The 23474-nt window shown below is 68.8% G+C and carries 18 protein-coding genes and 2 pseudogenes; 11 read left to right on the forward strand and 9 right to left on the reverse strand.

The window, feature by feature from the left end; translation table 11 throughout:
• Nucleotides 1-73: 73 nt before the first annotated feature.
• A complete protein-coding gene (locus tag ACQ86G_RS14725) occupies nt 74-799 on the forward strand; it encodes a helix-turn-helix domain-containing protein (protein WP_431261223.1) in 726 nt (241 codons plus the stop codon).
• Between the two features lie 7 nt (nt 800-806).
• On the opposite strand, the gene ACQ86G_RS14730 is transcribed toward ACQ86G_RS14725, so the two are convergent.
• A complete protein-coding gene (locus tag ACQ86G_RS14730) occupies nt 807-1463 on the reverse strand; it encodes a hypothetical protein (RefSeq protein WP_431261224.1) in 657 nt (218 codons plus the stop codon).
• Nucleotides 1433-2260: a peptide MFS transporter gene (locus tag ACQ86G_RS14735; RefSeq protein WP_431261225.1), complete on the reverse strand. Its 828-nt coding sequence runs from the start codon at nt 2258-2260 to the stop codon at nt 1433-1435. Before ACQ86G_RS14735 ends, ACQ86G_RS14730 begins: the two co-directional genes overlap by 31 nt.
• A 112-nt stretch (nt 2261-2372) precedes the next feature.
• On the opposite strand from ACQ86G_RS14735, the gene ACQ86G_RS14740 reads away from it, so the two are divergent.
• Complete coding sequence (locus ACQ86G_RS14740) at nt 2373-4538, forward strand: FAD-dependent oxidoreductase (protein ID WP_431261226.1); 2166 nt, start codon at nt 2373-2375, stop codon at nt 4536-4538.
• A gap of 45 nt (nt 4539-4583) precedes the next feature.
• Here ACQ86G_RS14740 and ACQ86G_RS14745 read toward each other — a convergent pair whose 3' ends face one another.
• A complete protein-coding gene (locus tag ACQ86G_RS14745) occupies nt 4584-5078 on the reverse strand; it encodes a DUF1579 domain-containing protein (protein ID WP_431261227.1) in 495 nt (164 codons plus the stop codon).
• Nucleotides 5079-5190: 112 nt separating this feature from the next.
• Nucleotides 5191-6114, reverse strand: coding sequence for a M14 family metallopeptidase (locus ACQ86G_RS14750; protein ID WP_431261228.1), 924 nt, complete (start codon nt 6112-6114; stop codon nt 5191-5193).
• A gap of 135 nt (nt 6115-6249) precedes the next feature.
• Between ACQ86G_RS14750 and ACQ86G_RS14755 the strand changes: the two are divergent.
• The 5 genes and pseudogenes from ACQ86G_RS14755 (at nt 6250) to ACQ86G_RS14775 (ending at nt 9817) form a co-directional block, all read left to right on the forward strand.
• Nucleotides 6250-6830 (forward strand): annotated as a pseudogene (locus tag ACQ86G_RS14755) (DUF6891 domain-containing protein).
• A 56-nt stretch (nt 6831-6886) separates the two neighbouring features.
• Nucleotides 6887-7876, forward strand: coding sequence for an aldo/keto reductase (locus ACQ86G_RS14760; protein ID WP_431261229.1), 990 nt, complete (start codon nt 6887-6889; stop codon nt 7874-7876).
• Between the two features lie 99 nt (nt 7877-7975).
• Nucleotides 7976-9136, forward strand: coding sequence for a hybrid sensor histidine kinase/response regulator (locus ACQ86G_RS14765; protein ID WP_431261230.1), 1161 nt, complete (start codon nt 7976-7978; stop codon nt 9134-9136).
• Between the two features lie 230 nt (nt 9137-9366).
• Entirely contained in the window at nt 9367-9564 is a 198-nt protein-coding gene (locus ACQ86G_RS14770) for a hypothetical protein (RefSeq protein WP_431261231.1), read from the forward strand.
• 19 nt (nt 9565-9583) lie between these two features.
• Entirely contained in the window at nt 9584-9817 is a 234-nt protein-coding gene (locus tag ACQ86G_RS14775; protein WP_431261232.1) for a hypothetical protein, read from the forward strand.
• A gap of 54 nt (nt 9818-9871) precedes the next feature.
• Here ACQ86G_RS14775 and ACQ86G_RS14780 read toward each other — a convergent pair whose 3' ends face one another.
• The 3 genes from ACQ86G_RS14780 to ACQ86G_RS14790 form a co-directional block, all read right to left on the reverse strand.
• Nucleotides 9872-10084: a cold-shock protein gene (locus ACQ86G_RS14780; RefSeq protein ID WP_331615178.1), complete on the reverse strand. Its 213-nt coding sequence runs from the start codon at nt 10082-10084 to the stop codon at nt 9872-9874.
• 225 nt (nt 10085-10309) lie between these two features.
• The gene (locus ACQ86G_RS14785) at nt 10310-11293 is read right to left on the reverse strand and encodes an MBL fold metallo-hydrolase (protein WP_431261233.1); all 984 of its coding nucleotides are present in this window, start codon (nt 11291-11293) and stop codon (nt 10310-10312) included.
• 90 nt (nt 11294-11383) lie between these two features.
• Nucleotides 11384-12082, reverse strand: a complete 699-nt coding sequence (locus ACQ86G_RS14790) for a glutathione S-transferase family protein (protein ID WP_431261234.1) — start codon at nt 12080-12082, stop codon at nt 11384-11386.
• A gap of 183 nt (nt 12083-12265) precedes the next feature.
• Between ACQ86G_RS14790 and ACQ86G_RS14795 the strand changes: the two genes are divergently transcribed.
• Nucleotides 12266-13087: a LysR family transcriptional regulator gene (locus tag ACQ86G_RS14795; RefSeq protein WP_431261235.1), complete on the forward strand. Its 822-nt coding sequence runs from the start codon at nt 12266-12268 to the stop codon at nt 13085-13087.
• Here the strand turns inward: ACQ86G_RS14795 and ACQ86G_RS14800 are convergent.
• Nucleotides 13062-14648, reverse strand: a complete 1587-nt coding sequence (locus ACQ86G_RS14800) for a M20/M25/M40 family metallo-hydrolase (RefSeq protein WP_431261236.1) — start codon at nt 14646-14648, stop codon at nt 13062-13064. The two genes, ACQ86G_RS14795 and ACQ86G_RS14800, sit on opposite strands and share 26 nt — an antisense overlap.
• A gap of 116 nt (nt 14649-14764) precedes the next feature.
• The gene (locus ACQ86G_RS14805) at nt 14765-16597 is read right to left on the reverse strand and encodes a M4 family metallopeptidase (RefSeq protein WP_431261237.1); all 1833 of its coding nucleotides are present in this window, start codon (nt 16595-16597) and stop codon (nt 14765-14767) included.
• 403 nt (nt 16598-17000) lie between these two features.
• On the opposite strand from ACQ86G_RS14805, the pseudogene ACQ86G_RS14810 reads away from it, so the two are divergent.
• The 3 genes and pseudogenes from ACQ86G_RS14810 to ACQ86G_RS14820 all read left to right on the forward strand — a co-directional run bounded on the left by ACQ86G_RS14810 (nt 17001) and on the right by ACQ86G_RS14820 (nt 23473).
• A pseudogene (locus ACQ86G_RS14810) lies at nt 17001-18661 on the forward strand (acyl-CoA dehydrogenase family protein).
• A gap of 51 nt (nt 18662-18712) precedes the next feature.
• Nucleotides 18713-21052, forward strand: coding sequence for a Tex family protein (locus tag ACQ86G_RS14815; RefSeq protein ID WP_431261238.1), 2340 nt, complete (start codon nt 18713-18715; stop codon nt 21050-21052).
• Nucleotides 21053-21364: 312 nt separating this feature from the next.
• Entirely contained in the window at nt 21365-23473 is a 2109-nt protein-coding gene (locus ACQ86G_RS14820; RefSeq protein ID WP_431261239.1) for a TonB-dependent receptor plug domain-containing protein, read from the forward strand.
• The last annotated feature ends 1 nt before the right edge of the window (nt 23474 follow it).

The following is a 23474-nucleotide window of genomic DNA, read 5'->3' on the forward strand; positions in this document are numbered from 1 at the left end:
CAACTCAGGGTGATCGCGGTGGTCCGCGGGGGCCGCCTTGCTAAGATCGCTTCACTGTTTGCTCCCCTCGACCATGGCCATCGACTCGAACCTTCCTGGTGACCACATCCGCAGCGTGCGACGCCGTCTGGGCCTGACGCTCAGCGACGTGAGCGGGCGGACCGGCCTGGCGGTGTCGACGCTTTCCAAACTGGAAAAGGGCAACATGTCCCTGTCCTACGACAAGCTGATGCTGCTGAGCAAGGGCCTGGGCGTGGACATGGCGGAACTGCTGGCCGACGTGCCCGGCTCGCGCGCCGCGCCGGGTGGTGGCGGTCGTCGCATCGTCGAGCGCGCCGGGGAAGGGCAGCAGGTCGTGACCGAGAGCTACCAGCAGCTCTACCTCGCGACCGAGTTGCTGAACAAGCGCGTCACGCCGCTGATCGCCGAGGTCAATGCGCGCACGCTGGACGAGTTCAAGGCGGAGTTCGGCGACCTCATCCGCCATCCCGGCGAGGAGTTCGCGTACGTGCTCGAGGGCGAGATCGCCTTCCACTGCGAGCTGTATGCGCCGGTGGTGCTGAAGACCGGCGACTCGATCTACTTCGACAGCGAGATGGGGCACGCCTACCTGAAGGCGTCCGACGAGCGCTGCCGCGTGCTGGCGACCTGCGCGCCGCGCAGCAGCGGCACGCCGGACGGGTTCAGCCAGCATTTCATCGATGTGTCCAAGCGTCTGCAGGAGCCGGCGCCGGCGCCGGCACCCTCGGGAAAAGGCGCGAAAGCGACGGCTGCAAAGTCGCGCGGTTCGAAGCGCTGAGGCTTTCTTACTCCCTCTCCCGCTTGCCGGAGATGGGAGGGTTGAGGGCCGGCGTCCCCTCCAACCGCCTCAACAGGGGGCCCAGCGCGAGCAGCGCCAGCGAGGCCGTGGCCGCCAGCGCAGCGAGCAGCACGAAGAAGCCTGCAGGCCCGAGCCACTCCCAAGCACGTCCCACGACCCCCGACAGCAGGTTGCCCGCGAAGGCCGCGAGGAACCACGCGGCGATGACCGTCGCGCCCATGCCCGACGGCGCGAGCCGCGCGAACAGGCCCAGCCCGACGGGCAGGATGTAGAGCTCGCCGACCGTGTAGACCGCGAAGAACACCACCAGCAACAGCCCGCTGACCGGCTTGCCATCGGACATCGCGGCCATCGCCGCCAGCAGCAGGTAGGCCGCGGCGACGCCGGCCGCGCCGATCGCCATCTTCCGTGCCGGCGCGGGTTCGCGGCCCTTGACGGCGGCGCGCCGCCAGGCGCGGATGAGCAGCGGCGTGAACAGGAAGACGAACAGCGGATTGAGCGACTGCACCCAGGTCACCGGGATCGCGAAGCCGAACGCGTGCAGGTCGACGCTGGTGTCCGCCCACAGCGCCAGCGTGTTGCCGCTGTGCGCGTAGGCGCTGCGGAACACCATCACCGACAGGGCCACCAGCAGCAGCGGCACGACGATCGCGGCGGCGCCGGGTCTGCGTCTCGCAGCTCCCGCGGATGCGTCCGCCGATCCCCCGATCCCGCCGATCCTGCCGCATCGGGACTGGCGGCGTTGGCCGCCCGTGCGGACACGTCGCGCGGCCGGTCCACCGGCAGGTGCCGTCCGCCCAGCAGATAGATCGCCAGACCCACGCACATGCCGACACCCGCGGCGCCGAAGCCCCAGTGCCAGCCGTAGACCTCGCCCAGCGTGCCGCACGCCAGCGGCGCAAGCAGGCCGCCGAGGTTCACGCCGACGTAGTAGACGTTGTAGGCGCCGCCGCGGCGCGGGTCGTCCTCGGCATACAGGTCGCCGACCTGGCTCGGCAGGTTGGGCAGGAACAGGCCGTTGCCCAGCGCGATCAGCACCAGGCTCGGGTAGAACATCGCCTCCCAGCTCAGCGCGAAGTGCCCCACCGCCATCAGGCTGCCGCCGATCACGATCGCGAGGCGTCGGCCCAGCCAGCGGTCCGCGAGGTACCCGCCGGCGATCGGCGTCAGGAAGACGCCGCCGGTGTACAGCCCGTAGATCAACGAGGCGTCGGCCTGCGTGAAGTGCAGCTGCTTGGTCATGTAATAGACCAGCAGCGCGCTCATCCCGTAGAAGGAGAAGCGCTCCCACATCTCGGTCAGGAACAGCACGGTGAGCCCGCGCGGCTGGCCGAACCACGTGGCGCGAGAGCCCCTTGTGGAGGGGGCGGCGCCGGTGTCGCCGGCGTTGTCGGGTGTTGTGCTGCGGACGGTGCTGGGGGTGGTCATGGTGGCGCTCATCGTCGCGGTCCCTCCGGCGGAAGTTCTGCGGGTCTTCCCGTGTCAAACGAGGTTGTGCATCGAGTTGTCTGGATGGTAGAGTTATTTTCCAATTTGGAAAGTAGCTAAAACCATGAGTGAGACGACCGCCCGCAGCGTGGATTGCCTGGTGATCGGGGCCGGCATCGCCGGGGCGTCGATCGCGGCGAACCTGGCGCCGCACCTGACGGTGGCCGTGCTCGAAGCGGAGGCGCATGCCGGGTATCACACCACCGGCCGTTCCGCGGCGCTGTACTCGGCGCTCTACGGGAATGCGCCGGTCCGTGCGCTGACGCGGGCGAGCCGGCCGTTCTTCGACCGGCCGACGGCCGGCTTCGCCGAGGTGCCGCTGCTGCGCACGCGGGACACGCTCTACCTGATCGGCACCGGTCAGCAGGCGATCGCCGACCGTTTCGCCACGGACGAGGACGTGCGGACGCACACGCGGCGCCTGGATGCGGACGAAGTGATCCGGCGCCTTGCGATCCTGCGGCGCGACGTGATCGAGGGCGCCTTGCTCGACGACACGTCCGCGGACATCGATGTCGACGCGCTGCATCAAGGCTTCCTGCGGCAGGCGCGGGCGGGCGGGGTGCGGCTGCATCTCGGCGCGCCGCTGCGTGAGCTGGTGCGCGAGAGGAAGGGCTGGCTCGCCCGCACCGACAGCTTCAGCGTGCGCGCACCGCTGGTGATCAATGCCGCCGGCGCCTGGGCGGATGCGGTGGCGCAACTGGCCGGCGTCGCGCCGCTGTCGTTGCAGCCGTTGCGGCGGACCGCCGCGCTGATCGACGTACCGGCGGGTGTCGCCGCCGCCGAAGCGGCGGACTGGCCGGCGGTCATCGCCATCGACGAGAGCCACTATTTCAAGCCCGACGCCGGCCTGCTGCTGATCTCCCCGGCGGACGAGACGCCGAGCCCGCCCTGCGACGCGCAGCCCGAGGAACTGGACGTGGCCATCGCCGTCGACCGCTTCGAGACGCTCAGCGGGCAGCGCGTGGCGCGCGTGCGGCACCGCTGGGCGGGGCTGCGCGTGTTCAGTCCCGACCGTACGCCGGTGGTGGGCATGGATCCGACGGCGCCCGGCTTCTTCTGGTGCGCGGGGCAGGGCGGCTACGGCATCCAGACCGCGCCCGCGCTGGGCCGCGCCGCCGCGGCGCTCGCGCTCGGCGAGGACCTGCCCGCAGACATCGCCGCCGCGGGCGTCCACGCCCGAGACCTTTCCCCCGGCGTTTCCGCAACGCCTGACCCTCCCCGTCCAGTGCCTGACCTCATGCCCCGCTTCCAACTGTCCACCCATGTCGAGCAGCTCGTGCTGCGCGAGCCTTTCGTCATCTCCGGCTACCGCTTCACCGAGATGCCTGCGATGCGCGTCGTCCTGCGGGACGGCCCGGATGAGGGGCGCGGCGAGGCCGCCGGCGTCTACTACCTGAACGACCGTCCGGCGGACATGCCGGCCCAGATCGAGGCGGTGCGCGACGCGATCGAAGGCGGCATCGGCCGCGAGGCGCTGCGACGTCTGATGCCGCCGGGCGGCGCGCGCAACGCGGTCGACTGCGCGCTGTGGGAGCTCGAAGCCCGGCGTGCCGGCAGAGCCGTGTGGCAACTGGCCGGACTCACCGAGCCGCGCCCGCTGACCACGACGATCACGCTGGGCGCCGATGAACCGGGCGCGATGGCGACGAGGGCGCCTGCGCTGCGCGACATGCGGGCGCTCAAGCTGAAGCTCACCGGCGACACGGATGCCGACATCGCGCGGGTGCGCGCGGTGCGCGGCGCGCGGCCGGACGTGTGGCTCAGCGTCGACGCCAACCAGGGCTTCACGCCGACCACGATCGAGGCGTTGTTGCCGGTGCTGGTCGCCTGCGACGTCAGCCTCGTCGAGCAGCCGTTCGCGCGCGGTCGCGAGGCCGACATGGCGCTCGTCGATTTCCCGATGCCGACGGCAGCGGACGAGAGCTGCCTGACGCTGGACGAGCTCGAGGCGCTGCCGGGGCGTTTCGACGTGCTCAACATCAAGCTCGACAAGTGCGGCGGGCTGACCGAGGCGCTGCTGATGGCGCACCGCGCGCGGGTGCTCAAGCTGGGCGTGATGGTCGGCAACATGGGCGGCACCAGCCTGGCGATGGCGCCGGCGATGCTGGTCGGCCAGCTGTGCGACATCGTCGACCTCGACGGGCCGACGATCCTGGTGCAGGACGTCGTGCCGGGCGTGCGCTACGGCGAGGGGAAGGTGGATTGCCCGGTGACGGTGTGGGGATAGGCGTGCCGCGCGCGGGCGCACGGCGGCCCGGAGGCGTCGGGCACCTCAGGTCGCGTCCGCCACCCGTGTGAACCGCATCACCCAGTTGGTCTCCCACGTGGTCCCGCCGTCGGCGGAGAACGCCTGCTCCCAGCGGGGCTCGTCCAGGTTGCGCCTGTCCCAGGTGAAGCGGACCTTGATGTCTCGCCCATCCAGCACGTCGTCGGCGAAGAACAGCCCGATCGGACCGTCGAAGCGGCCCTTCACCGGCACGTCCAGCGCATGCGGTGCACGCCCGTCGAGCCACCAGATCGCCCACAGCCCGCTCGCCGGATCGAAGGAGCGCAGCGCCACCGCGCGATAGCGGCCGTCGGGCAGGTCCAGCGTGTTGTCCTCGAGGTTGCCGAGGCCGCCGAGGATGGGCCGCGTGGTGCAGCGGCCTTCGAACGTGGTCCAGTCCTCGCAGCCGCTCAGGCGACGGTTGAGCCGGCGGTGATGGATGGCGTAGGTGCCGAATTCGAAATCGAAGTCATCGGCGCCAGGATGTGCGGGCGTGTGCATGGGAGGCCTCGGGTCTGGTGATCGACCGGCCAAGTTTCTGCGCGGGCTCGTCCAGTTCTGGCAGCAGACCCGGCGCCGCGCGGCGCCTGGTGACGGCGCGAGCGGCCAGCCGTCAGGGCTGGTGCGTGAGGGCGAAGTCCAGCGCCGCGCGCACGGCCACGACCTGCGCCTCGATGCATTCCTCCGGATTCGTGCGCGGACTGTCGGGATACGCCTCGGTGGTCGTCGTGAACGGCGCCCGCGTCACGCACGCGCACAGGCCCGAGTTGCGCACGGGGAACTCGATGACACCACGTGCGCTCAAGGGCGCGCCGATGATGTGGCCGTCCGCGTCCGGCGGCGCGATGTGGGTGACCTTTTCCACCGCCTGGATGATGGCTTCCTGGAAGTCGAGTCGGGTCGTCTCGCTGTCGCCGACCAGGTAGAAGCCGTCGGGCACTTCCTCGGCTTCCAGCGGCTTGCCGTCGCGCGCCGCCAGGGCCAGACGGAACTCCGTGATGTCGGTGTCCGTCGTTTCGTGCAGGTCGATGTGCAGCAGGAACTGGCCCGCGTAGGGCGCCAGCAGTTCGATGACCGCCGACGACTCCGCGGCCTCGCGGCGCGCACCGAAGTTCCGATTGGGATCGACCGCGTGGTAGTTCCAGCGGCAGATGCGCTCGTAGGCCCACGGGCTCACGCAAGGCACGACGATCACGTTCACGCGATCGCTGAAGGCTTCGGCGTGTTCCTCGGCGAAGCGCAGCGCGCCCAGCACGCCGCTGGTCTCGTACCCGTGCACGCCGCCGGTGACCAGCGCCACCGGGCGCGACGCGTCCCACGCGCGGCTCTTCAGCGCGAGCAGCGGATAGGCATCGGCGCCGTACGTCAGTTGCCCGTAGCGCACGATCTCGAAGCGGCCGGCCAGGGCCTCGACGCGCGTGACGACGTCGTCCTGATAACGCCGCGACACGACCTGACGCTCGCGCCAGGCGATGCGTTCCGCGTCGCCCCACGGGACGCCGGGTGTGCCGATCGGATAGAAGTGCGTGGCGGTCATGCGTGCTCCGGATCAGGGATTCGTTGTCACCGAAGGCAGAGGTGACATGGGATCGCCAGTGTCTCCGATTCACGACCTTCGTCTATGCTGCCCGGCAGGAAGCGCAATGGTGCGCGCCGCCATCGGGAGCGATGCATGGAGTTGGATCCGGACGTGCTGTACAGCATCGACGTCGACGTTCGGGGCGGCTTCGCCGATCGCCCGGACATCATCGCGGACACGCTGGAGCGGATGCAGGAGGACGAACTCATCGAGGACGGCCAGGAAGAGGCGACCGAAGCCGCGATCGAGGCCGCGGTCGATGCGGCGCTCCATGCGCGCAGCCTGGACCAGGCGAGCTGGCCGGCGGTGACCGACTGCGATCGGCTGGACGCCGTGTTCGATGCGCTGACCGCCGAGGGGTGATCGCGCTCCAGAACGCCGGCTATACGCAGACCGACGGCTGGGATGACATCGTCGAGGCGCGCGCGGAGGCGGACGATCCCGACGCCTTCCACGGCTACTGCTTCTTCCATGGGCAAGACCTGGAACGTGCCGTGCACGGGCAGGGCCTGTTCCTTGCCTTCGGCTCCATCGACGGGGACGATGACACGGAAGGCGTCAAGGTGGGCGAACGGGCCGTTGAGCTGTTGAAGGGCGCGGGCTTCCGCGTGGAATGGGGCGGGACCTTCAAGACCCGGATCTTCATCCCCGGGTTCGATTGGAAGCGCCGCTAGCGGAGCGGCGCAGTGCGCCCTCGACTTTGGAACGGATTCAACCAGGAGCTGCAGGCATGAAGTACACCAAGCTGGGCAACACGGGACTCGACGTCTCGCGGCTGTGCCTGGGATGCATGACCTTCGGGGCGGCGGACGTCGGCAACCACAGCTGGACGCTGGACCTCGAGGCCTCCCGCCCGATCTTCCGCCGGGCGGTCGACAGCGGCATCACCTTCTTCGACACCGCCAACAGCTACTCCGGCGGCACGTCGGAGCAGATGGTGGGCGTGCTGCTCAAGGAGATGACGCGGCGCGAGGAGGTCGTGCTCGCGACCAAGATGTATTTCCCGTACGAGACGCCGGAAGGCGTCAAGCATCGCCGCGGCCTGTCGCGCAAGCAGGTGCTCGCCGAGATCGACGCGAGCCTGGCGCGCCTGGGCACCGACTACGTCGACCTGCTGCAGATCCACCGGTGGGACCACGACACGCCGATCGAGGAAACGATGTGCGCGTTGAACGACGTGGTGCGCTCGGGCCGGGCGCGTTACCTCGGTGCCTCGTCGATGTATGCGTGGCAGTTCGCCAAAGCGCAGGAGGTGGCGCGCCGCAACGGCTGGACGCCGTTCGTGAGCATGCAGAACCACCTCAACCTGCTGTACCGCGAGGAGGAGCGCGAGATGATCCCGCTGTGCGCGGACCAGGGCGTGGGCCTGATCCCGTGGAGCCCGATGGCGCGGGGTCGTCTGACCCGGCCGGCGGACGAAGCCACGCAGCGGCTGCAGACCGACGACGTCGGCAAGCGGCTCTACGACAAGTCGGGCGACCAGGACCGGCCGGTCATCCAGGCGGTGCAGGACCTGGCGGCGAAACGCGGCGCGAAGATGGCGCAGGTCGCGCTGGCCTGGGTGCTCGCGAAGCCGCAGGTGACGGCCCCCATCATCGGCGCCTCGAAGATCGAACAGCTGGACGACGCCGTCGGCGCGCTGGAGGTCGTGCTCGACGACGCCGAGATCGCCGCGCTCGAAGCGCCCTACCTGCCGCACGCGATCAGCGGACACGAGTAACTCCGGGCCGCGCGGCGGCAGGGTTGCGCTACGCTTCGCGTTCGGACCACGGCGCCCTCATCGGTGGCGGCGCGAGGGAGTCCTTCAAGGAAAACAGGGATGGATGCCGCACATCAGGCGCAGGGGAGGCGCACGATCCTGCTCGTCGACGACGAGGCGGCGCATCGTTATGCGTTGCGGCGCCGGCTCGAGCTCGCCGGCTTCGAGGTGATCGAGGCGCCGGACGGCGCTGAGGCGCTGAGACTGGCCGGGGTCGGCAGCGTCGGCGTTGGCGATGTCGGCGGCGCGGGCATCGACGCGATCATCCTCGACGTCATGCTCCCCGACATCGACGGCTTCGAGGTCTGCCGCCAGCTGCGCGCGTCGAAGTCGGCCGCGTCGGTCCCCATCATCCATGTCTCCGGCATCCATGTCGCGGACCGGGACCTGGTCCACGGGCTCGAGAGCGGCGCGGACGCCTACCTCACGCGTCCGGTCGACGAGGACGTGCTGATTGCCAACCTGCATGCGCTGCTGCGGCGGCGCGACGTGCTGCGGGCGCTCTCCGACGAACTCGACCAGAAGCGCCTCGACGAGGAGCGCGCGCGCGACCTGTTCCTGGCGATCCTGGGGCATGACCTGCGCAATCCGCTGGACGCGATCTCGATGAGCAGCCAGCTGCTGGCGAAGGCGCCGCTGTCCGCCGACCTGACGCAGAAGATGGCGTCCCGCATCACGGCGGCGTCACGGCGCATGACGCACATGCTCGACGACATCCAGGACTACGCCCGCAGCCGGCTCGGCGCCGACCTGATCCTGCGGCGCACGCCGCAGCGCCTGGGCGCGCTGGCCTCCGCGGCGATCGACGAGGCGCGCGGCGCCAATCCGGGTCTCGTCATCGAGCTCGTGCAGGAGTCGCCGGACGACGGCGCGTGGGATGGCGACCGGTTGTCGCGCGTCATCGCCAATCTCCTGCGCAACGCCGTGGAGCACGGGGCCGAAGGGCGACCCATCGTCGTGCGCACGGGCAGCCGTGCGGGCACGCGGCGGTTGTCGGTGCGCAATGAAGGCCGTCCGATTCCGGACGAGGTGCGGGGCCGGCTGTTCGAGCCGATGGTCCATCGGACCACGGATGCGCCGGCTGCCAGCAACATGGGTCTGGGACTCTTCGTGTGCCGCACGATCGTGGAGGCGCACGGTGGCCGCATCGACGTCGAGACCGACGAGTCGGGCACCGAATTCCGGATCGAGCTGCCGGCCGGTCCGTCGGCAGGCTCGTGAGGCCGGTGCTGCCAGTGCGGCCGGTGAGGCCGGTGAGGCCGGTGAGGCCCGAGGGCCCTCATCAAGCCTGGAAGGCGGCTGAGCTACTATCGGCCCATAGACCGTGAGGTTGTCATCCCGAAGTCCTTGCTTCGTTCGAGATTCTCGAACGCGCCGCAAGTCCTCGCCTTGATCGCTTGGCGCTTCTGTTCGCGCCGCATGTCGTGGCGCGAAACGCAAGGAGTAGGGCAATGGCTGATCTGCAGGACCTGGACGGGCTCCGGGAATCGTTGCGTACCTGCGTGGACGCACTCCACCGGCGTCGCGCGAGCGAGATCCCCGAACCGCTGATCGACCGGCTCGTGAGCCAACGCTGGCTGGAATGGCGAGGCGGTGCCTTGTGTCTCACCGAGGACGGCGAGCGCATCTACTGGCAGGCGTTGGCGTGACCGCCGCGCGGCGGGCGTCATGCTGATCCGGACGCGTCTGGCCAACATCATCGGCCTGCGGATCGAGTCGTTTGATCTGGTGTTTGTCACGGCACCCGCGACGGACGTCGGGGCGGTGATCTTTCAGCGGCCGGGGCTGCCGACGCGGAGGGTGCTCCACGTGGAGGGCGTCGCCGATGATCGCGAGGCGGCTGCGCAGGCGATCAGGAGAGAGCTCGACCCGTCGCTGCTCAGCGACGGGTGGAAGCTGTGAGCCGGTAGGGCGTGCCTCGGGAGAGGCTCGCCGGAAGGCTCACTCAGTCTGCGTTCAGATGACGCGGATGCTGGAGGCTTGCGGACCCTTCGGGCCGTCCTTCGTCTCGAACTCGACCTTGGCGCCTTCGGCCAGGGTGCGGAAGCCGCCGGAGCTCTGGATTTCGCTGTGGTGGGCGAACAGGTCCTTGGAGCCGTCGGTCGGGGTGATGAAGCCGAAGCCCTTGTCGTCGCTGAACCACTTCACGGTGCCGGTCTTGGTCGTCATGTTGTTTCCTTTGGAATGAATGACAGGAAAAACCCGGCGCACGGATGCGTGCCGGGACAGAGACACTCAAGAGCTTGCAGCGGGGGGTGTTGCTGAAGCAGTCCGCTCGCACAAGGGGCCCGGGGAGGGCCGGCGGCGGCTGCAGAGAAGACCTCAGAAGAAAGGTCTTGTGCGAATCTATCCGGCTAATGTAGCACGGATGAGCCCCTCCCGGGCCCCTCATCCTTACTTCGTTTCGTAATGGTCGTTGACGTAGGGCATCGGGATCCAGCGATAGCCCTTGCCGTCGGCCTGCAAGTGGCCCACGCCCGGGAACGCGACGTGGTCGCCGGCGACCCAGTAGCGGCCCTTGAGCGCATCGGCGAAGGCCTGCTTGCGCGTGGCCGCGGCGGCCTTCGGGTCGACATCGAAGGCGACGGTCACGTCCGGCCGGGGCAGTTGCACATCGGCCACGTGGAGCAGGTCGCCCCAGAACACCAGCTTCTCGCCCTGGCTCTCCAGCACGTAGAAGCTGTGGCCCGGCGTGTGTCCCGGCGCCGGCAGCGAGCGGATGCCCGGGAGGAGCGTGGTCTCGCCGCTGAAGGTCTTCACCCGGCCCGCGTCGACATAGGGCTGGACCTTGGCCGCGGCCTGGTCGAAGTAGACCTTCAGCGCCTCCGGCGCCCGGTCACGCTGGCCGGCACCCAGCCAGTAGTCGAGCTCCTTGCGTTCGAGGTGGAGCGTCGCGTTCGGGAACACCAGGCGCGCACCGTCCATCAGTCCGCCGGTGTGGTCCGTGTGGATGTGCGTGATGAGGATGTCGGTGATCTGCTCCGGCGCGTAGCCGGCAGCCTTCAGGCTCGCGCCGATCTTGTTGAGCTTGGGGCCGTAGAGCTCGCCGGTGCCCGCGTCGACCATCACCAGCCGGTTGCCGGCCTTGATCAGGAAGGCGTTGATCGAGGCCTCGACCTCGGTGCCCTGGTAGGTCCTGGCGAGGCGTGAAGCGACCTCGTCCGCGCTGATGCCCTTCAGCACCTGTCGGGTGGGGATGGGCAGCGTGCCGTCCGACAGCGCGATCACTTCGAACGCGCCGATCTTGAAGTGCTGATAGCCCGCCTGGATGTGGCTGAGCTTGGGGGCGTCGGCGGCGCCCTCCGCGTGGACCGCGGGCGCCACGGTGGCAAAGGCGGCCGCGATGGCCAGGGTCAGGGTGAGGAGTGAACGGTTCATCATGGTCTTGCGTCAGTCGAGGTCGAGGGGGAATGGAAATCGGGGTCCGGCTCCGGCCCGGATCCGGCAGGGCGGGTGGCGCCGGAACGGTCAGGCGGCGGCCTCCGGCAGCCCGTGGGTGAACAGGCTGGCGCGCGTCTGCGCATCGGTGTCCTGCTTGAAGTCGAAGCGCGCCGGCAGCGCGGCGACGCGCTGCGCGGCGGGGCGCTCGTTGATCTCGTTGAACAGTCGCGCGACGTTGGGATAACGCGACCACGCATCGGCCCCGAGCAGGTACTGCAGCCCGCGACACCAGCCCCACAACGCCATGTCGACGAGGGAGTACGCGTCGCCGAGCATGTAGCGGCGGGTGGCCAGATGCGCCTCCACGATCGCCCAGTGGCGGTCCGCCTCGAAGCGGTAGCGATGTGCGCCGTAGGCCTCGCCGGCGGGTGCGTAATGGGTGAAGTGGATGGCCTGGCCGGTGAACGGCCCGACGCCGGAGGCGATGAACATCAGCCACGACAGCAACTCCGCCTGGCCGGCGTCGGACGGATCGCCGTTGAAGCGTCCCGCCTTGCGGGCGAGGTGGAGCAGGATCGCCGAGCTATCAAACACGGCGATACCGTCGTCGACGATCGCCGGGACCTTGCCGTTCGGGTTGATGGCGCGGAAGGCCTCGCCGTGCTGCTCGCCCCTGGCGATGTCGATCGGAAGAATCCGGTAGGCAAGGCCGCTTTCCTCCAGGAATAATGCGACCTTCGACGGGTTCGGCGTCGGGTGGTAGTAGAAATCGATGCTGCACGACATGGGCGCTCCGGGGTGGTGCTGGTTTCTGAGGGATCGAAGCGTAGGACCGGAGCGTCGGCGGGTGTGAGTCGTCAGAGTCGATGGGAGGTATCGGAAAAATGGATATGAGGCGTTCGGATCTGCACCTGCTGATCTCGCTGGACACGCTGCTCGACGAGCTCAACGTCACGCGCCGCGCAGCGCATGCACATCAGCCAGCCCACGTTGTCGGGGCATCTGGCCAAGCTGCGCGAGCTGTTCCAGGACCCGTTGCTGGTGCCCTCGGAGACGGGTCGCGGCATGGTCGCGACGGAGCGTGCCCTGGCGTTGCGCCCGGCGCTCGCGCAGGCGCTCTCGCAGCTGCGCGAGGCGGTGGCGCAGCCGCACGACTTCGATCCGGCGACGTCGGCGCGGACCTTCACCGTCGCGGCCAACGACAGCGTGTTCACGATCCTGGCGCTCGACGTGATGGCCGAGGTGATGCGCCATGGCAATCCTGAACTGAAGATGGCCGTCGTGCCGCCCTACGACGTCGGCATCGTCGAGCGCATGGCGCGCGGCGAGGTGGATCTCTATCTCGGCGACATCGACAAGATGCCGGAAACGCTGAAGGCGCGGTTCCTGATGAGCGCCGACTTCGCGCTGGCGCAGCGCCGCGACCATCCGCGCGGCAACCGGCCGCCGAAGCTCGATGAATACTGCGATCTCGGCCACGTCATCGTGTCCTCGAAGGGCGAGTTCTCATCCTCCGTCGACGACGTGCTGGCCAAGCTGGGCCGGCACCGCCGCGTCACCGCGGCGGTGCCCAGCTACAACCAGGTCGCGCTGGTGCTGGCGCAGACGGACCTGGTGACGACCCTGCCGCGCCAGCTGCTGCAGCGCTACGAGTCCTTCGTCGACCTGCTCGAACTCCCGTTCGAGCTGGCGCCGTTCCGTCTCGCGATGGCGTGGCATCCCCGCTCGCAGAACGACGCCGCCGGACGCTGGTTGCGCGACCGCTTCACTGCGGCCGGTACGTCACCTTGAGCTGGTAGCTGCCGGCCGAGTAGGCGTAGACCAGCACGTACACATCGCCGTTGGCGGTCATCGTGACGCTGCAGCCCTCGGTGGCGGTCGAGCCGTCCGACTTGCAGGTGTAGGTGGACGTCGTCGGCACGGCGCTCTTGCGGACATAGAGGTCCATGTCCCCGGTGCCCGTCGTGCTCGCCGCGAGGCTGCCGCCCGACTTGACCTTGAACGGGCCGAAGCTCTTGCTCTGGCCGCGCGTCAGGCTGCCGCTGAAGTTCTCCGTCTTGTCGGCCGGCGGCTGCGTGCCCGGACCATCGCTGCCCAGCTCCACCGCGTACGCCGCGGCCATGCGCGCGAACTTCAGCGCGTGGTCGGCCTGGCTGCCCATGTTGGCGTAGGTGTCGTTGGCCGTGTGGATGTTGGGGTTGTCCGCGCTGAAGCTCGACTCGAAGGGCATGCTCGCGAAGAAGCCCTTGGCGTTCCAGGACGCGTGGTCCGAGCAGGCGTAGCCGCAACGGTCCGTCCCCACGCGCAAGGTCGGCAGGTAGGTCGAGATCACGTTCGTCAGGAAGGTGTTCTGCGCGCTGTCGGTGTAGTCGGTGAAGATGTAGATGTCGTTGGCGGCGCCCTTATAGTTGGTCATGTCGAGCTGCAGCACGCCCACCACGTTGGTGTTGGCCGCGGCGAAGCTGTTGGCGATCTCCTGCGAGCCGCGCAGGCCGACCTCCTCGGCCGCATAGGCCATCAGCTTGATCGTGCGGCGCGGCTTGTAGTTGGCCTGCACCAGCGCGCGCAGCACCTCGGTCAGGCTGGCCACGCCGGAGGCGTCGTCGTCGGCGCCCGGCGCGCGCATCGTCTCGCCCGAGCCGCCGGACTGGTTGATCGAGTCCAGGTGCGCGCCCATCACGATCACTTCGCTGCCGTTGTCGCTGCCCTGGATCGTCGCGATCACCGACTTCTGCGCCCAGCCCGCGTGGGTGAACTGCTCGACGGTGATGTCGCTGCGGCCGCCGCCCAGCGTCGTCCACTTCTGCTTGAGCCAGTTCGACGCCGCCACGCCGCTGCTGCTCGTGTAGTAGCGGTTGATGTTGGCCGACAGGTCGACGATGGTCTGGCCGATGTTGCTGGCCTGCATCTGCGACAGGATCGGCGTCACGACGGCCTGCTGGTCGATCACGTAGCTGGGCCGCGTCGCGACCAGCGCGGCGGCCAGCTGCTGCGACGCCGCCGGCGTGCTGTGGCGCTTCAGCGAGGCCAGGCCGGCCTCCTGGCTCGGGTGGTACATGTAGCCGCCGCAGCGGCGCAGCTCCTCGTGGATCGAGTGGCTGAGCGAGGCGAGCGCGTCCTCGTCGACCTCGACCAGATGGATGCCCTCGTTTCTGGCCGCGAAGGCCGACGCCGACGCATCCTGCGCGGCGTCGGCCTTGACGCTGGCCACGGCGCGCGCGGCCGGACGGTGCTTCTGCAACTGGGCCAGCGCGGCGTCGCCGAGGCTGATCCAGACCTTGTCGCCCGCGTAGGCGGGCGTGAGCGCGGACAGGCCGACGCACACCGCGGTGATGGTGAGGAATGAACGCATGGGGTGTTGTCTCCGGAGTCGTTCCAGGAATGGCGAAGCCGGCGCGCCGCGCAGGGCAGCGCGCCGGCATCCTCGGCGCCGCACGGGGCGGCGCCTCGGGCTCGATCAGGCGGGGATCAGTAGGTCCCGACCAGCGTGGTGCTGGTCACCGTCGAGTACGCGCTCAGCAGCACGTAGTACACGCCGGCCGTCGGCGCCGAGAAGCTGATCGTCTCGGCGTTGGTCGAGCCGATCGAGCGCTTGTCGTAGCTCGTCGTCGTCGGCGCGGAGCCGCGCTTGACGTACAGGTCGCCGTCGCCGGAGCCGCCGGACAGCTTGATCGTCAGCGTCGTGCGGCCGGCTGGCACGGTGATGCTGTACAGCTTGGTAGCGCCCTTGGCCAGCGAGATGCCGGTCACCGGGACGCCGCTGGTCAGCACCGTCGTGGTCGGCGGCGGGGTGGTGCCGGAGCAGCTCACGCCGACGCTGGCGAAGGCGGCGGTCACGTCGGCCTTGGCATAGCCGCGGTTGGTCGCGGCGGTCTCCACGCCGCAGGCGCCCTGGTTGAAGGTGCTGTTGGCGGTCCAGTACAGGCGGTTGGCGTCGACCATCACCTCGAAGGCCTTGCGCGTGTTCCAGCCGGGCTTGGTCGCCAGCAGGTAGAAGGCCTTGTTGTAGACGCCGCTCGAGTAGTGCACGTCCATGCCGCTGCGGTAGTCGGCCGCGTTGCCGATGGAGCTGCCGTCGCGGGTCGGATCGTCGAAGTAGCGCAGCGCGCCCGAGCCCTTGAAGATCTGCGCGCCGACCAGCCAGTCGTTGCTGCCATTGTTGCGGTAGTACTCGGCGGCTTCGCCGGCCATGTCGGAGAAGGCTTCGTTCATGCCGCCCGACTGGCCGGAGTAGGTCAGGCCCGAGTTCTGCTCGGTGAAGCCGTGGCTCACCTCGTGCGCGGAGACGTCCAGCGAGACAAGCGGATAGAAGGTGGTGCGGCCGTCGCCGAAGCTCATCGCCGTGCCGTCCCAGAACGCGTTCTCGTAGTTGCTGCCGTAGTGCACGCGCATGTACAGCGTGCCGGTCAGCGGACGGATGTTGAACCAGTCGCCGTACATCTTGAAGATGATCTCGCCGAAGTAGTGCGCGTCGTTCAGCGGCGAGTAGGCGCCGTTGATCTGCTTGTACTCGTTGCGCGAGCAGGTGAACTGGAAGGGCGTGTTGCTGGCGCCGGTGCTGCCGTTGAGGTTGACGGTGACGACGTTGCCGGAATTCATCTGGCAGGTGTCCGTGACCTTCAGGGCCGGGTAGTCGGTGCCGTACTCGTAGCGGCCGGTCTTGGCGTTGCCGCCGGGGCCGGTCGCGTCCTTGTGGGCCAGGCCTTCCCAGCGCTCCAGCACCGCGCCGGTGGTGGCGTCGATCATGAAGTGCGGGCGGCTCGGCTGCTTCGCGTCATGGCGCACGAAGGACACCAGGTAGAACAGCTGTGCCTTGTTGTTCTGGTTCAGCCGGACGTAGAGCTTGACCTGCTCGTTCTCGGTGATCGCGGCGTTGATGGCGCCCTTGGCCTGTGCCAGCGCGCCTTGCGAGGTCAGGCTGGCCTGCGTGGTGGCGAGGTCCTGCTGGATGTTGGCCAGCATGCTGCCGGAGAAGCGCGAGGTGCCCGCGTCATTGCTTTCGACCACCCCTTCGCCCCACACCGGGACGCCCTGGTAGTACTGCTGGTGACGGGTGACGACCTTGCCGCCGGCGTAGGCCTGGCTGCGCACGGCCTGCAGGTCGCTGGCCCCGAGGCCGAGCGCCGTGGCGGCGGACTGCGGTGCGGCGCTCGAGGCGCGCATCTGCGTGTTCACCGGGGACGCGTCATCGAGCAGGACGCGGTCCGCGGCGATCGCCTGGCAGGCGGCGGTGGCCGCGGCGGCGAACAGGGTGGCGCGCAGGACGCGCTGGATGGATGCCTGTGTGGAAACCTTAGACATAAGCCTCTTTCATTCGTGATGGATCGATCAGATCTCCCGAAGAAACGGCCGTGCTCGCTCAGGTAGGAACGGGACGGCCCCCTCTGTGCGCGACCCAGTGGTGGAGTCGTGTCAGATGTTCTTGGAGGTGCGTGCGGCTGGCGCCGCATCCCGAGGTGTCGCCGGGTGCCTCGGAGGACCCGAGGTCGGTTGTGGTGGTCCGGACGACTGGGCGAATGTAGGGGCATCGCGGGCCGGTTCGGACTGTCAGGCCTTACAGCCGGTGTAACCCTTGCAACCAGGTTTTCGGGCACGGCCATGGCTGGCGTGCGCGCGATAGGCGACGATCCGGATTGCCGCGCCCCCGATCCAGAGGACATGCTGGAAACGGGTGACGTATCAGGAGACGCACACCATGACACCCATGGAGACGAACCCCACGCCCGACGTCGCCAACCAGGTCGACGAACTGGTCGACTACTCGCTGTTCGAGACCGATCCGGCGCTGAAGGCGGCGCTCGGGCGCGCCGGCGCCGAGGCTTTCGTGCCGGGTCTTGCCGCATATGCGGCCGGGCTCGGCCGCGTCGGGACCTATGCCGTCGCCGAGCGCATCAACCGGGTCACGCCGACGCTGGACAGCTTCGACAAGCGCGGCCGCCGCATCGATCGTGTCGAGTTCGACGCCGGCTGGCACGACCTGCTGGCGATGTACCGCCGGGCGGACCTGGTCGCGATGCCGTTCCGCGACGGGCGGCCCGGCCGCTGGGCCGCGTGGGCCGCCGGCTTCTATCTCCACGGGCAGGTCGAGGCCGGCACGCTGTGCCCCGCGACGATGACGCAGGCCAGCATCCCGGTGCTGCGCCGCGAGCCGCAGCTGTGGAGCGCGCTGCGCGATCAGCTCTTCAGTACCGAGTACGACGGACGCGACTTGCCCCTGGCGCAGAAGCGCTCGATCTGGATCGGCATGGGCATGACCGAGAAGCAGGGCGGCTCCGACGTGCGCGCCAACACGACGCGTGCCGAGCCGGCCGCTCACGCGGGCGGGGGCGGCCGCGGCGCCGAATACCGGCTCACCGGCCACAAATGGTTCTTCTCCGCGCCCATGTGCGACGCGCACCTGGTCGTCGCCAAGACGCCGGACGGCGCACCGGGATGCTTCTTCGTGCCGCGCTGGCGGCCTGACGGGACGAAGAATGCCGTCCACGTGCAGCGCCTCAAGGACAAGGTCGGCAACCGCAGCAACAGCAGTTCCGAGGTCGAATTCCAGGACGCCTACGGCGTGCTGATGGGCGAGGAGGGCCGCGGCATCCCGACCATCATTGAGATGGCCACCTATACGCGGCTGAACTGCGTCGTCGGCAGCGCGGCAATGCTGCGGCAGGCGCTGGTGCAGGCGTTGCACTACGCGCGGCATCGCCGGGCCTTCGGCAGGCGGCTCGCGGAGCAGCCGTTGATGCGCGCGGTGCTCGCCGACCTCGCGCTCGAGAGCGAGGCCGCGATGCAGTTGAGCCTGCGACTGGCGCAGGCCTTCGAGCACCAGGACGATCCGCATGAGCGCACCTGGATGCGGCTGGTCACGCCGGCGGCGAAGTTCTGGGTCTGCAAGCGCGCGGTCGAACTCACCGGCGAGGCGATGGAAGTCCTCGGCGGCAACGGCTACATCGACGACGGCATCATGGGCCGCCTGTACCGCGAGGCGCCGGTGAACTCGATCTGGGAAGGCTCGGGCAACGTGATGTGCCTGGACGTGATGCGCGCCGTGGCGCGAGATCCGCAGGCCTTCCTGGCGCTGCTCGACGAGCTTGAGGCGACTGTCGGCGACGACCGCGTACCGCGCGCCGAACTCGACGCGCTGCGCGGCTTGCTGGCCACGCCGCCGCAGCAGTTGGAAGCGCTGGGGCGCCGCTTCGCGTCTCGCCTGGTGCTGCTGGCCCAGGCCGCGCTGCTGCGCCAGCATTCCCCCGGCTTCGTCGCCGATGCGTTCATCGCCAGCCGGTTCGACCCCCAATGGGGGCGGTCGCCGGAGTGCTCGATACGCGTACCGTCGACGTCGACGCCCTGTTGCTGAGAGCCTTCCCCGCGTGACCTAAACTTGCCCGCTTTCGTTGCTCTCTGGGCTTCTGGCCCGTCGCTGTTTTGGACAAGATCCTGCTTCAGATTGCCGCCGAACTGAAGGTTCGCCCGGCTCAGGTCAACGCCGCGGTCACGCTGCTCGACGGCGGCGCGACCGTCCCGTTCATCGCCCGCTACCGCAAGGAGGCCACCGACGGCCTCGACGACATCCAGCTGCGCGAACTCGAGGCCCGCCTGAGCTACCTGCGCGAGCTCGAGGACCGGCGCGAGGCCGTGCTCAAGAGCATCGAGGAGCAGGGCAAGCTCACGCCCGAACTCGCCGCCGCCATCGCCGCCGCGCCGACCAAGCAGGAGCTGGAAGACCTCTACCTCCCGTACAAGCAGAAGCGTCGCACCAAGGGCCTCGTCGCCCGCGAGGCCGGCCTGGAGCCGCTCGCCGACAAGCTGTTCGCCGATCCGTCGCTCGACCCGATGAGCGAAGCCGGTGCCTTCCTCAACCCCGACGCGGGCTTCGCCGACGCCTTCGCGGTGCTGGACGGCGTGCGGGACCTGCTGTCCGAGCGCTGGGCCGAAGACGCCCTGCTGATCGGCAAGCTGCGCGAATGGCTGTGGGAGGAGGGCCTCTTCAAGTCCAAGCTGATGGACGGCAAGGACGAGAACAACCCCGACATTTCCAAGTTCCGCGACTACTTCGACTACGCCGAGCCGATCCGCACCGTGCCGTCGCACCGCGCGCTGGCCGTCTTCCGCGGTCGCACGCAGGAGTTCCTCGACGCCAAGCTGGCGCTGGACGAGGAAGTCGTCCTCGGTCAGCCCTCGCTCGCCGAAGGCCGCATCGCCCGCCACCTCGGCTGGAGCCACGGCAAGCGCGCCGGCGACGAGCTGATCCGCAAGACCGTCGCCTGGACCTGGAAGGTCAAGCTCTCGCTGAGCCTGGAGCGCGACCTGTTCGGGCGCCTGCGCGAAGAGGCCGAGAAGGTCGCCACCAAGGTCTTCGCCGAGAACCTGCGCGACCTGCTGCTGGCCGCGCCGGCCGGCAAGCGCGTCGTCATGGGCCTGGATCCGGGCATCCGCACCGGCGTGAAGGTGGCGGTCGTCAGCGACACCGGCCGCGTGCTGGACACCTCGACCGTCTATCCGCATGAGCCCAAGCGCGATTGGGAAGGATCGATCCACGTGCTGGGGCGCCTGTGCGCGACGCATGGTGTCAACCTGATCGCGATCGGCAACGGCACCGCCTCGCGCGAGACCGACAAGCTCGCCGCCGACCTCATCAAGCGCATCCAGTCGATGGCGCCCGACACGGTCATCGAGAAGGTCGTCGTCAGCGAGGCCGGCGCCTCGGTGTACTCGGCGTCGGAATTCGCGTCGAAGGAACTGCCCGACCTGGACGTGTCGTTGCGCGGCGCCGTGTCCATCGCGCGTCGCCTGCAGGATCCGCTGGCGGAGCTGGTGAAGATCGATCCGAAGTCGATCGGCGTCGGCCAGTACCAGCACGACGTCAACCAGAGCGAGCTCGCGCGCACGCTGGACACCATCGTCGAGGATTGCGTGAACTCGGTCGGTGTCGACCTGAACACCGCCTCCGCGCCGTTGCTGTCGCGCGTGTCGGGCCTGTCGGCGAGCGTCGCCAATTCGATCGTGCGCTGGCGCGACGCCAACGGCGCGTTCCGCAATCGTCAGCAGCTGCTGGACGTCACCGGCCTCGGCCCGAAGACCTTCGAGCAGGCGGCGGGTTTCCTGCGCATCCGCGACGGCGACAACCCGCTGGACGTCAGCGGCGTGCATCCGGAAACCTATCCGGTCATCGAGCGCATCCTGACGCAGGTCCAGCGTCCGATCGCCGACGTCATGGGCAAGTCCGACGTGATCCGCGCGCTGAAGCCGGAGGCCTTCGCCGACGAGCGCTTCGGTGCGATCACCGTCAAGGACATCCTCGGTGAGTTGGAGAAGCCGGGGCGCGACCCGCGCCCCGACTTCAAGGTCGCGCGTTTCAACGACGGCGTCGAGGACCTCAAGGACCTGAAGGAGGGCATGGTGCTGGAAGGCACGGTGTCCAACGTCGCGCAGTTCGGCGCCTTCGTCGACCTGGGCGTGCACCAGGACGGCCTGGTCCACGTCAGCCAGCTGGCCAACAAGTTCGTCAACGATGCGCGCGAGGTCGTCAAGACCGGCGACATCGTCAAGGTGAAGGTGCTGGAGGTCGATCTGGCCCGCAAGCGCATCTCGCTGACGATGAAGCTCGACGCGCAGGCGCCGCGCGGCGGTTCGAAGCCGGACAACAGCTTCCGTCCGGCCGGCCGCAACGAGCGCCCGGGCGGTGCCCGCCCGTCCGGCGCGCGTGACGCCCAGCCGACCGGCGGCAACGCGATGGCGGCGGCGTTCGCCAAGCTCAAGCGCTGAGCGCTGAGCCATCCCGGCTGGGGCGATCAACGCCCCGGTGGTCCGTGATCGGCGCCGTCTGCGGCGCCGATCCGCGTTTGATCCCCCATTTTTCGCGGCTGGTCGCACCTGAGGTGTCGGAGCGCGCGGTGTACGGCTACGCTGCGCGCCGTTGACCGTCAAAGACAAAAGTCGACAGACCTACACGGTGTCGACACCAAATCCTCGGGAGCCCGTTTTGAAGACCCACGCCATCGCCAGGGCCTGCGCCCTTGTCTGTCTGTCCGCGCTCGCGCCCGCGACCGCCGTGCTCGCGCAGGACGCGCCCCCGGATTGGGGAACGAGCCGACGTCGGGCAAGCGGCTGGACCGCGTGGAGATCACGGGCCGCAACACCGATTCCGAGCTGCGCCGCCGCTCGCCGGTGGCCAAGCAGATCTACGGTCGGGACGAGCTCGACAAGTACGGCGACACCAGCGTGGCCGACGTGCTCAAGCGTCTGCCCGGCGTGAACGTCTCCGATGGTGCGCCGCGCATGCGCGGTCTGGGGTCCGGCTACACGCTGATCCTGATCAACGGCGACCCCGCGCCTCCGGGCTTCAAGCTGGATCAACTGGATCCCGCGCAGGTCGAGCGCATCGAGCTGACCAAGGGCCCCAGCGCCGACCAGAGCGCCCAGGCCGTCGCCGGTGCGATCAACATCATCCTGAAGGAAGCGCCGAAGCTCTCGCAGCGCGACCTGCGCGTCGGCGCCGGCTACAACATCAACCACCCGGTGCCGTCGGGCACCTTCACCTACGGCGAGCGCTTCGGGCCGGTCTCGGTGTCGGTGCCGCTGTCGGCGTTCCAGTGGCTGCAGGAGATGAAGTCGACGATCGAGCGCAACGGCACCGACCAGGACGGGGATCCGGTCGTCGCGTCGCAGCACGGGAAGATGCGCAACTGGGGTCACGGCTTCAACTCGGCGCCGCGTGCGAACTGGAAGATCAGCGACGACGAATCGGTGTCGCTGATCGGCTTCGCGCAGAAGGGCTTCTGGAACAACTCGGTCCGGCTCACCCCCGACGCCGCCTACGGCAACACCACGCGACTGGACGACGACGCCGACAACCAGGGCACCTGGCAGATGCTGCGCGCCAACCTGACGTGGAACAACCGGTTCAGCGAGACCCAGAAGTGGGAGCTGAAGGCCGGCGTGCAGGACGCCAGGAACCACATCGAGAACCACACGCTGACGCAGCGGCCGGTCGATGCGCAGCTCGACAGCCGCGACCGCAGCCTGACGCAGGCCGGCAAGTACAGCCACATCCTCGGCGAAGAGCACACGCTGACCGTCGGCTGGGACCTCGAGTTCCGCCAGCGCGACGAGATCCGCAACACCCTCGTCGGCGGCCAGGCGCAGGACCCCAGGCTCAACGGCGAGAACTTCGGCGCCCGGATCCGTCGCCAGGCCTTCTTCGTCCAGGACGAGTGGGAGATCAATCCGCAGTGGTCGACCTACTTCGGCCTGCGTCATGAGCGCATCGTCACCACCAGCCGCGGCATCGACGTCGACGAGCGCAACAGCTCCAGCGTGCTGTCGCCGCTGTGGCACCTGACCTACAAGCTGGATCCGAAGGGGCGCGACATGATCCGCGCCAGCATCACCCGCAGCTACAAGGCGCCGGAACTGACCCAGATGCTGGGCCGCTACACGCCCAACAGCAAGTTCCCCGAGCCCCGCACCGGCGAGCAGAACGAGGAGATCAGTCCCGACCGCATCGGCAATCCGGCGTTGAAACCGGAGCTGGCCACCGGCTTCGATCTGGCGTACGAGAAGTACCTGTCCGGCGGCAGTCTTTTCAGCGTGGGCCTGTTCCACCGCAACATCAGCCAGCTGATCCGCAACGTCGTGACGCTGGAGCCGGCCAATCCGCCGTTCTGGACCGCGCCGCGCTATGTGAACCGGCCGATGAATTTCTCCAGCGCGACCACCAGCGGCATCGAGCTGGAACTCAAGGGCCGGGCCGGGGAGCTGTTCCCGTCGCTGTTCGATCCCAAGCTGCCGTTGAACCTGCGCAGCTCCGTGAGTGTCTATCGCTCGCGGGTGAAGGCCGTGGACGGTCCGGACAACCGGCTCGACCAGCAGCAGCCCTGGACGGCCAACCTGGGCCTGGACTACCGGTTCAGCACCGTGCCGATGACGGCCGGCGCCAACCTGAACTACACGCCGGTCTACACGGTGCGCCAGACCGACACCCAGAGTGCCGAGTACTCACGCAACCGCGGCCTGGATGTCTTCGCCCAGTGGATGGTCAACCCGAAGACCTCGGTGCGTTTCTCGGCCAATAATCTGTTCCCGCTCGACTCGCGGGCCGAGACCACGTTCGCCAGCGGCGATTTCTACGCCTCCGGCCGTGGCATGAAGCCCTGGTTCCAGCTGAACCTGGAAATGAAGCTCTGAT

Source organism: Roseateles chitinivorans (genome assembly GCF_050632145.1).
Classification (GTDB): domain Bacteria; phylum Pseudomonadota; class Gammaproteobacteria; order Burkholderiales; family Burkholderiaceae_C; genus Roseateles; species Roseateles chitinivorans_B.

What these genes read in the sequence shown, in the direction of transcription:
- ACQ86G_RS14725 (WP_431261223.1), top strand. Translation starts at nt 74, where the DNA reads ATGGCCATCGACTCGAACCTTCCTGGTGACCACATCCGCAGCGTGCGA.
- ACQ86G_RS14735 (WP_431261225.1), bottom strand. Translation starts at nt 2,260, where the DNA reads ATGAGCGCCACCATGACCACCCCCAGCACCGTCCGCAGCACAACACCC.
- ACQ86G_RS14740 (WP_431261226.1), top strand. Translation starts at nt 2,373, where the DNA reads ATGAGTGAGACGACCGCCCGCAGCGTGGATTGCCTGGTGATCGGGGCC.
- ACQ86G_RS14745 (WP_431261227.1), bottom strand. Translation starts at nt 5,078, where the DNA reads ATGCACACGCCCGCACATCCTGGCGCCGATGACTTCGATTTCGAATTC.
- ACQ86G_RS14750 (WP_431261228.1), bottom strand. Translation starts at nt 6,114, where the DNA reads ATGACCGCCACGCACTTCTATCCGATCGGCACACCCGGCGTCCCGTGG.
- ACQ86G_RS14760 (WP_431261229.1), top strand. Translation starts at nt 6,887, where the DNA reads ATGAAGTACACCAAGCTGGGCAACACGGGACTCGACGTCTCGCGGCTG.
- ACQ86G_RS14765 (WP_431261230.1), top strand. Translation starts at nt 7,976, where the DNA reads ATGGATGCCGCACATCAGGCGCAGGGGAGGCGCACGATCCTGCTCGTC.
- ACQ86G_RS14770 (WP_431261231.1), top strand. Translation starts at nt 9,367, where the DNA reads ATGGCTGATCTGCAGGACCTGGACGGGCTCCGGGAATCGTTGCGTACC.
- ACQ86G_RS14775 (WP_431261232.1), top strand. Translation starts at nt 9,584, where the DNA reads ATGCTGATCCGGACGCGTCTGGCCAACATCATCGGCCTGCGGATCGAG.
- ACQ86G_RS14780 (WP_331615178.1), bottom strand. Translation starts at nt 10,084, where the DNA reads ATGACGACCAAGACCGGCACCGTGAAGTGGTTCAGCGACGACAAGGGC.
- ACQ86G_RS14785 (WP_431261233.1), bottom strand. Translation starts at nt 11,293, where the DNA reads ATGAACCGTTCACTCCTCACCCTGACCCTGGCCATCGCGGCCGCCTTT.
- ACQ86G_RS14790 (WP_431261234.1), bottom strand. Translation starts at nt 12,082, where the DNA reads ATGTCGTGCAGCATCGATTTCTACTACCACCCGACGCCGAACCCGTCG.
- ACQ86G_RS14795 (WP_431261235.1), top strand. Translation starts at nt 12,266, where the DNA reads ATGCACATCAGCCAGCCCACGTTGTCGGGGCATCTGGCCAAGCTGCGC.
- ACQ86G_RS14800 (WP_431261236.1), bottom strand. Translation starts at nt 14,648, where the DNA reads ATGCGTTCATTCCTCACCATCACCGCGGTGTGCGTCGGCCTGTCCGCG.
- ACQ86G_RS14805 (WP_431261237.1), bottom strand. Translation starts at nt 16,597, where the DNA reads ATGTCTAAGGTTTCCACACAGGCATCCATCCAGCGCGTCCTGCGCGCC.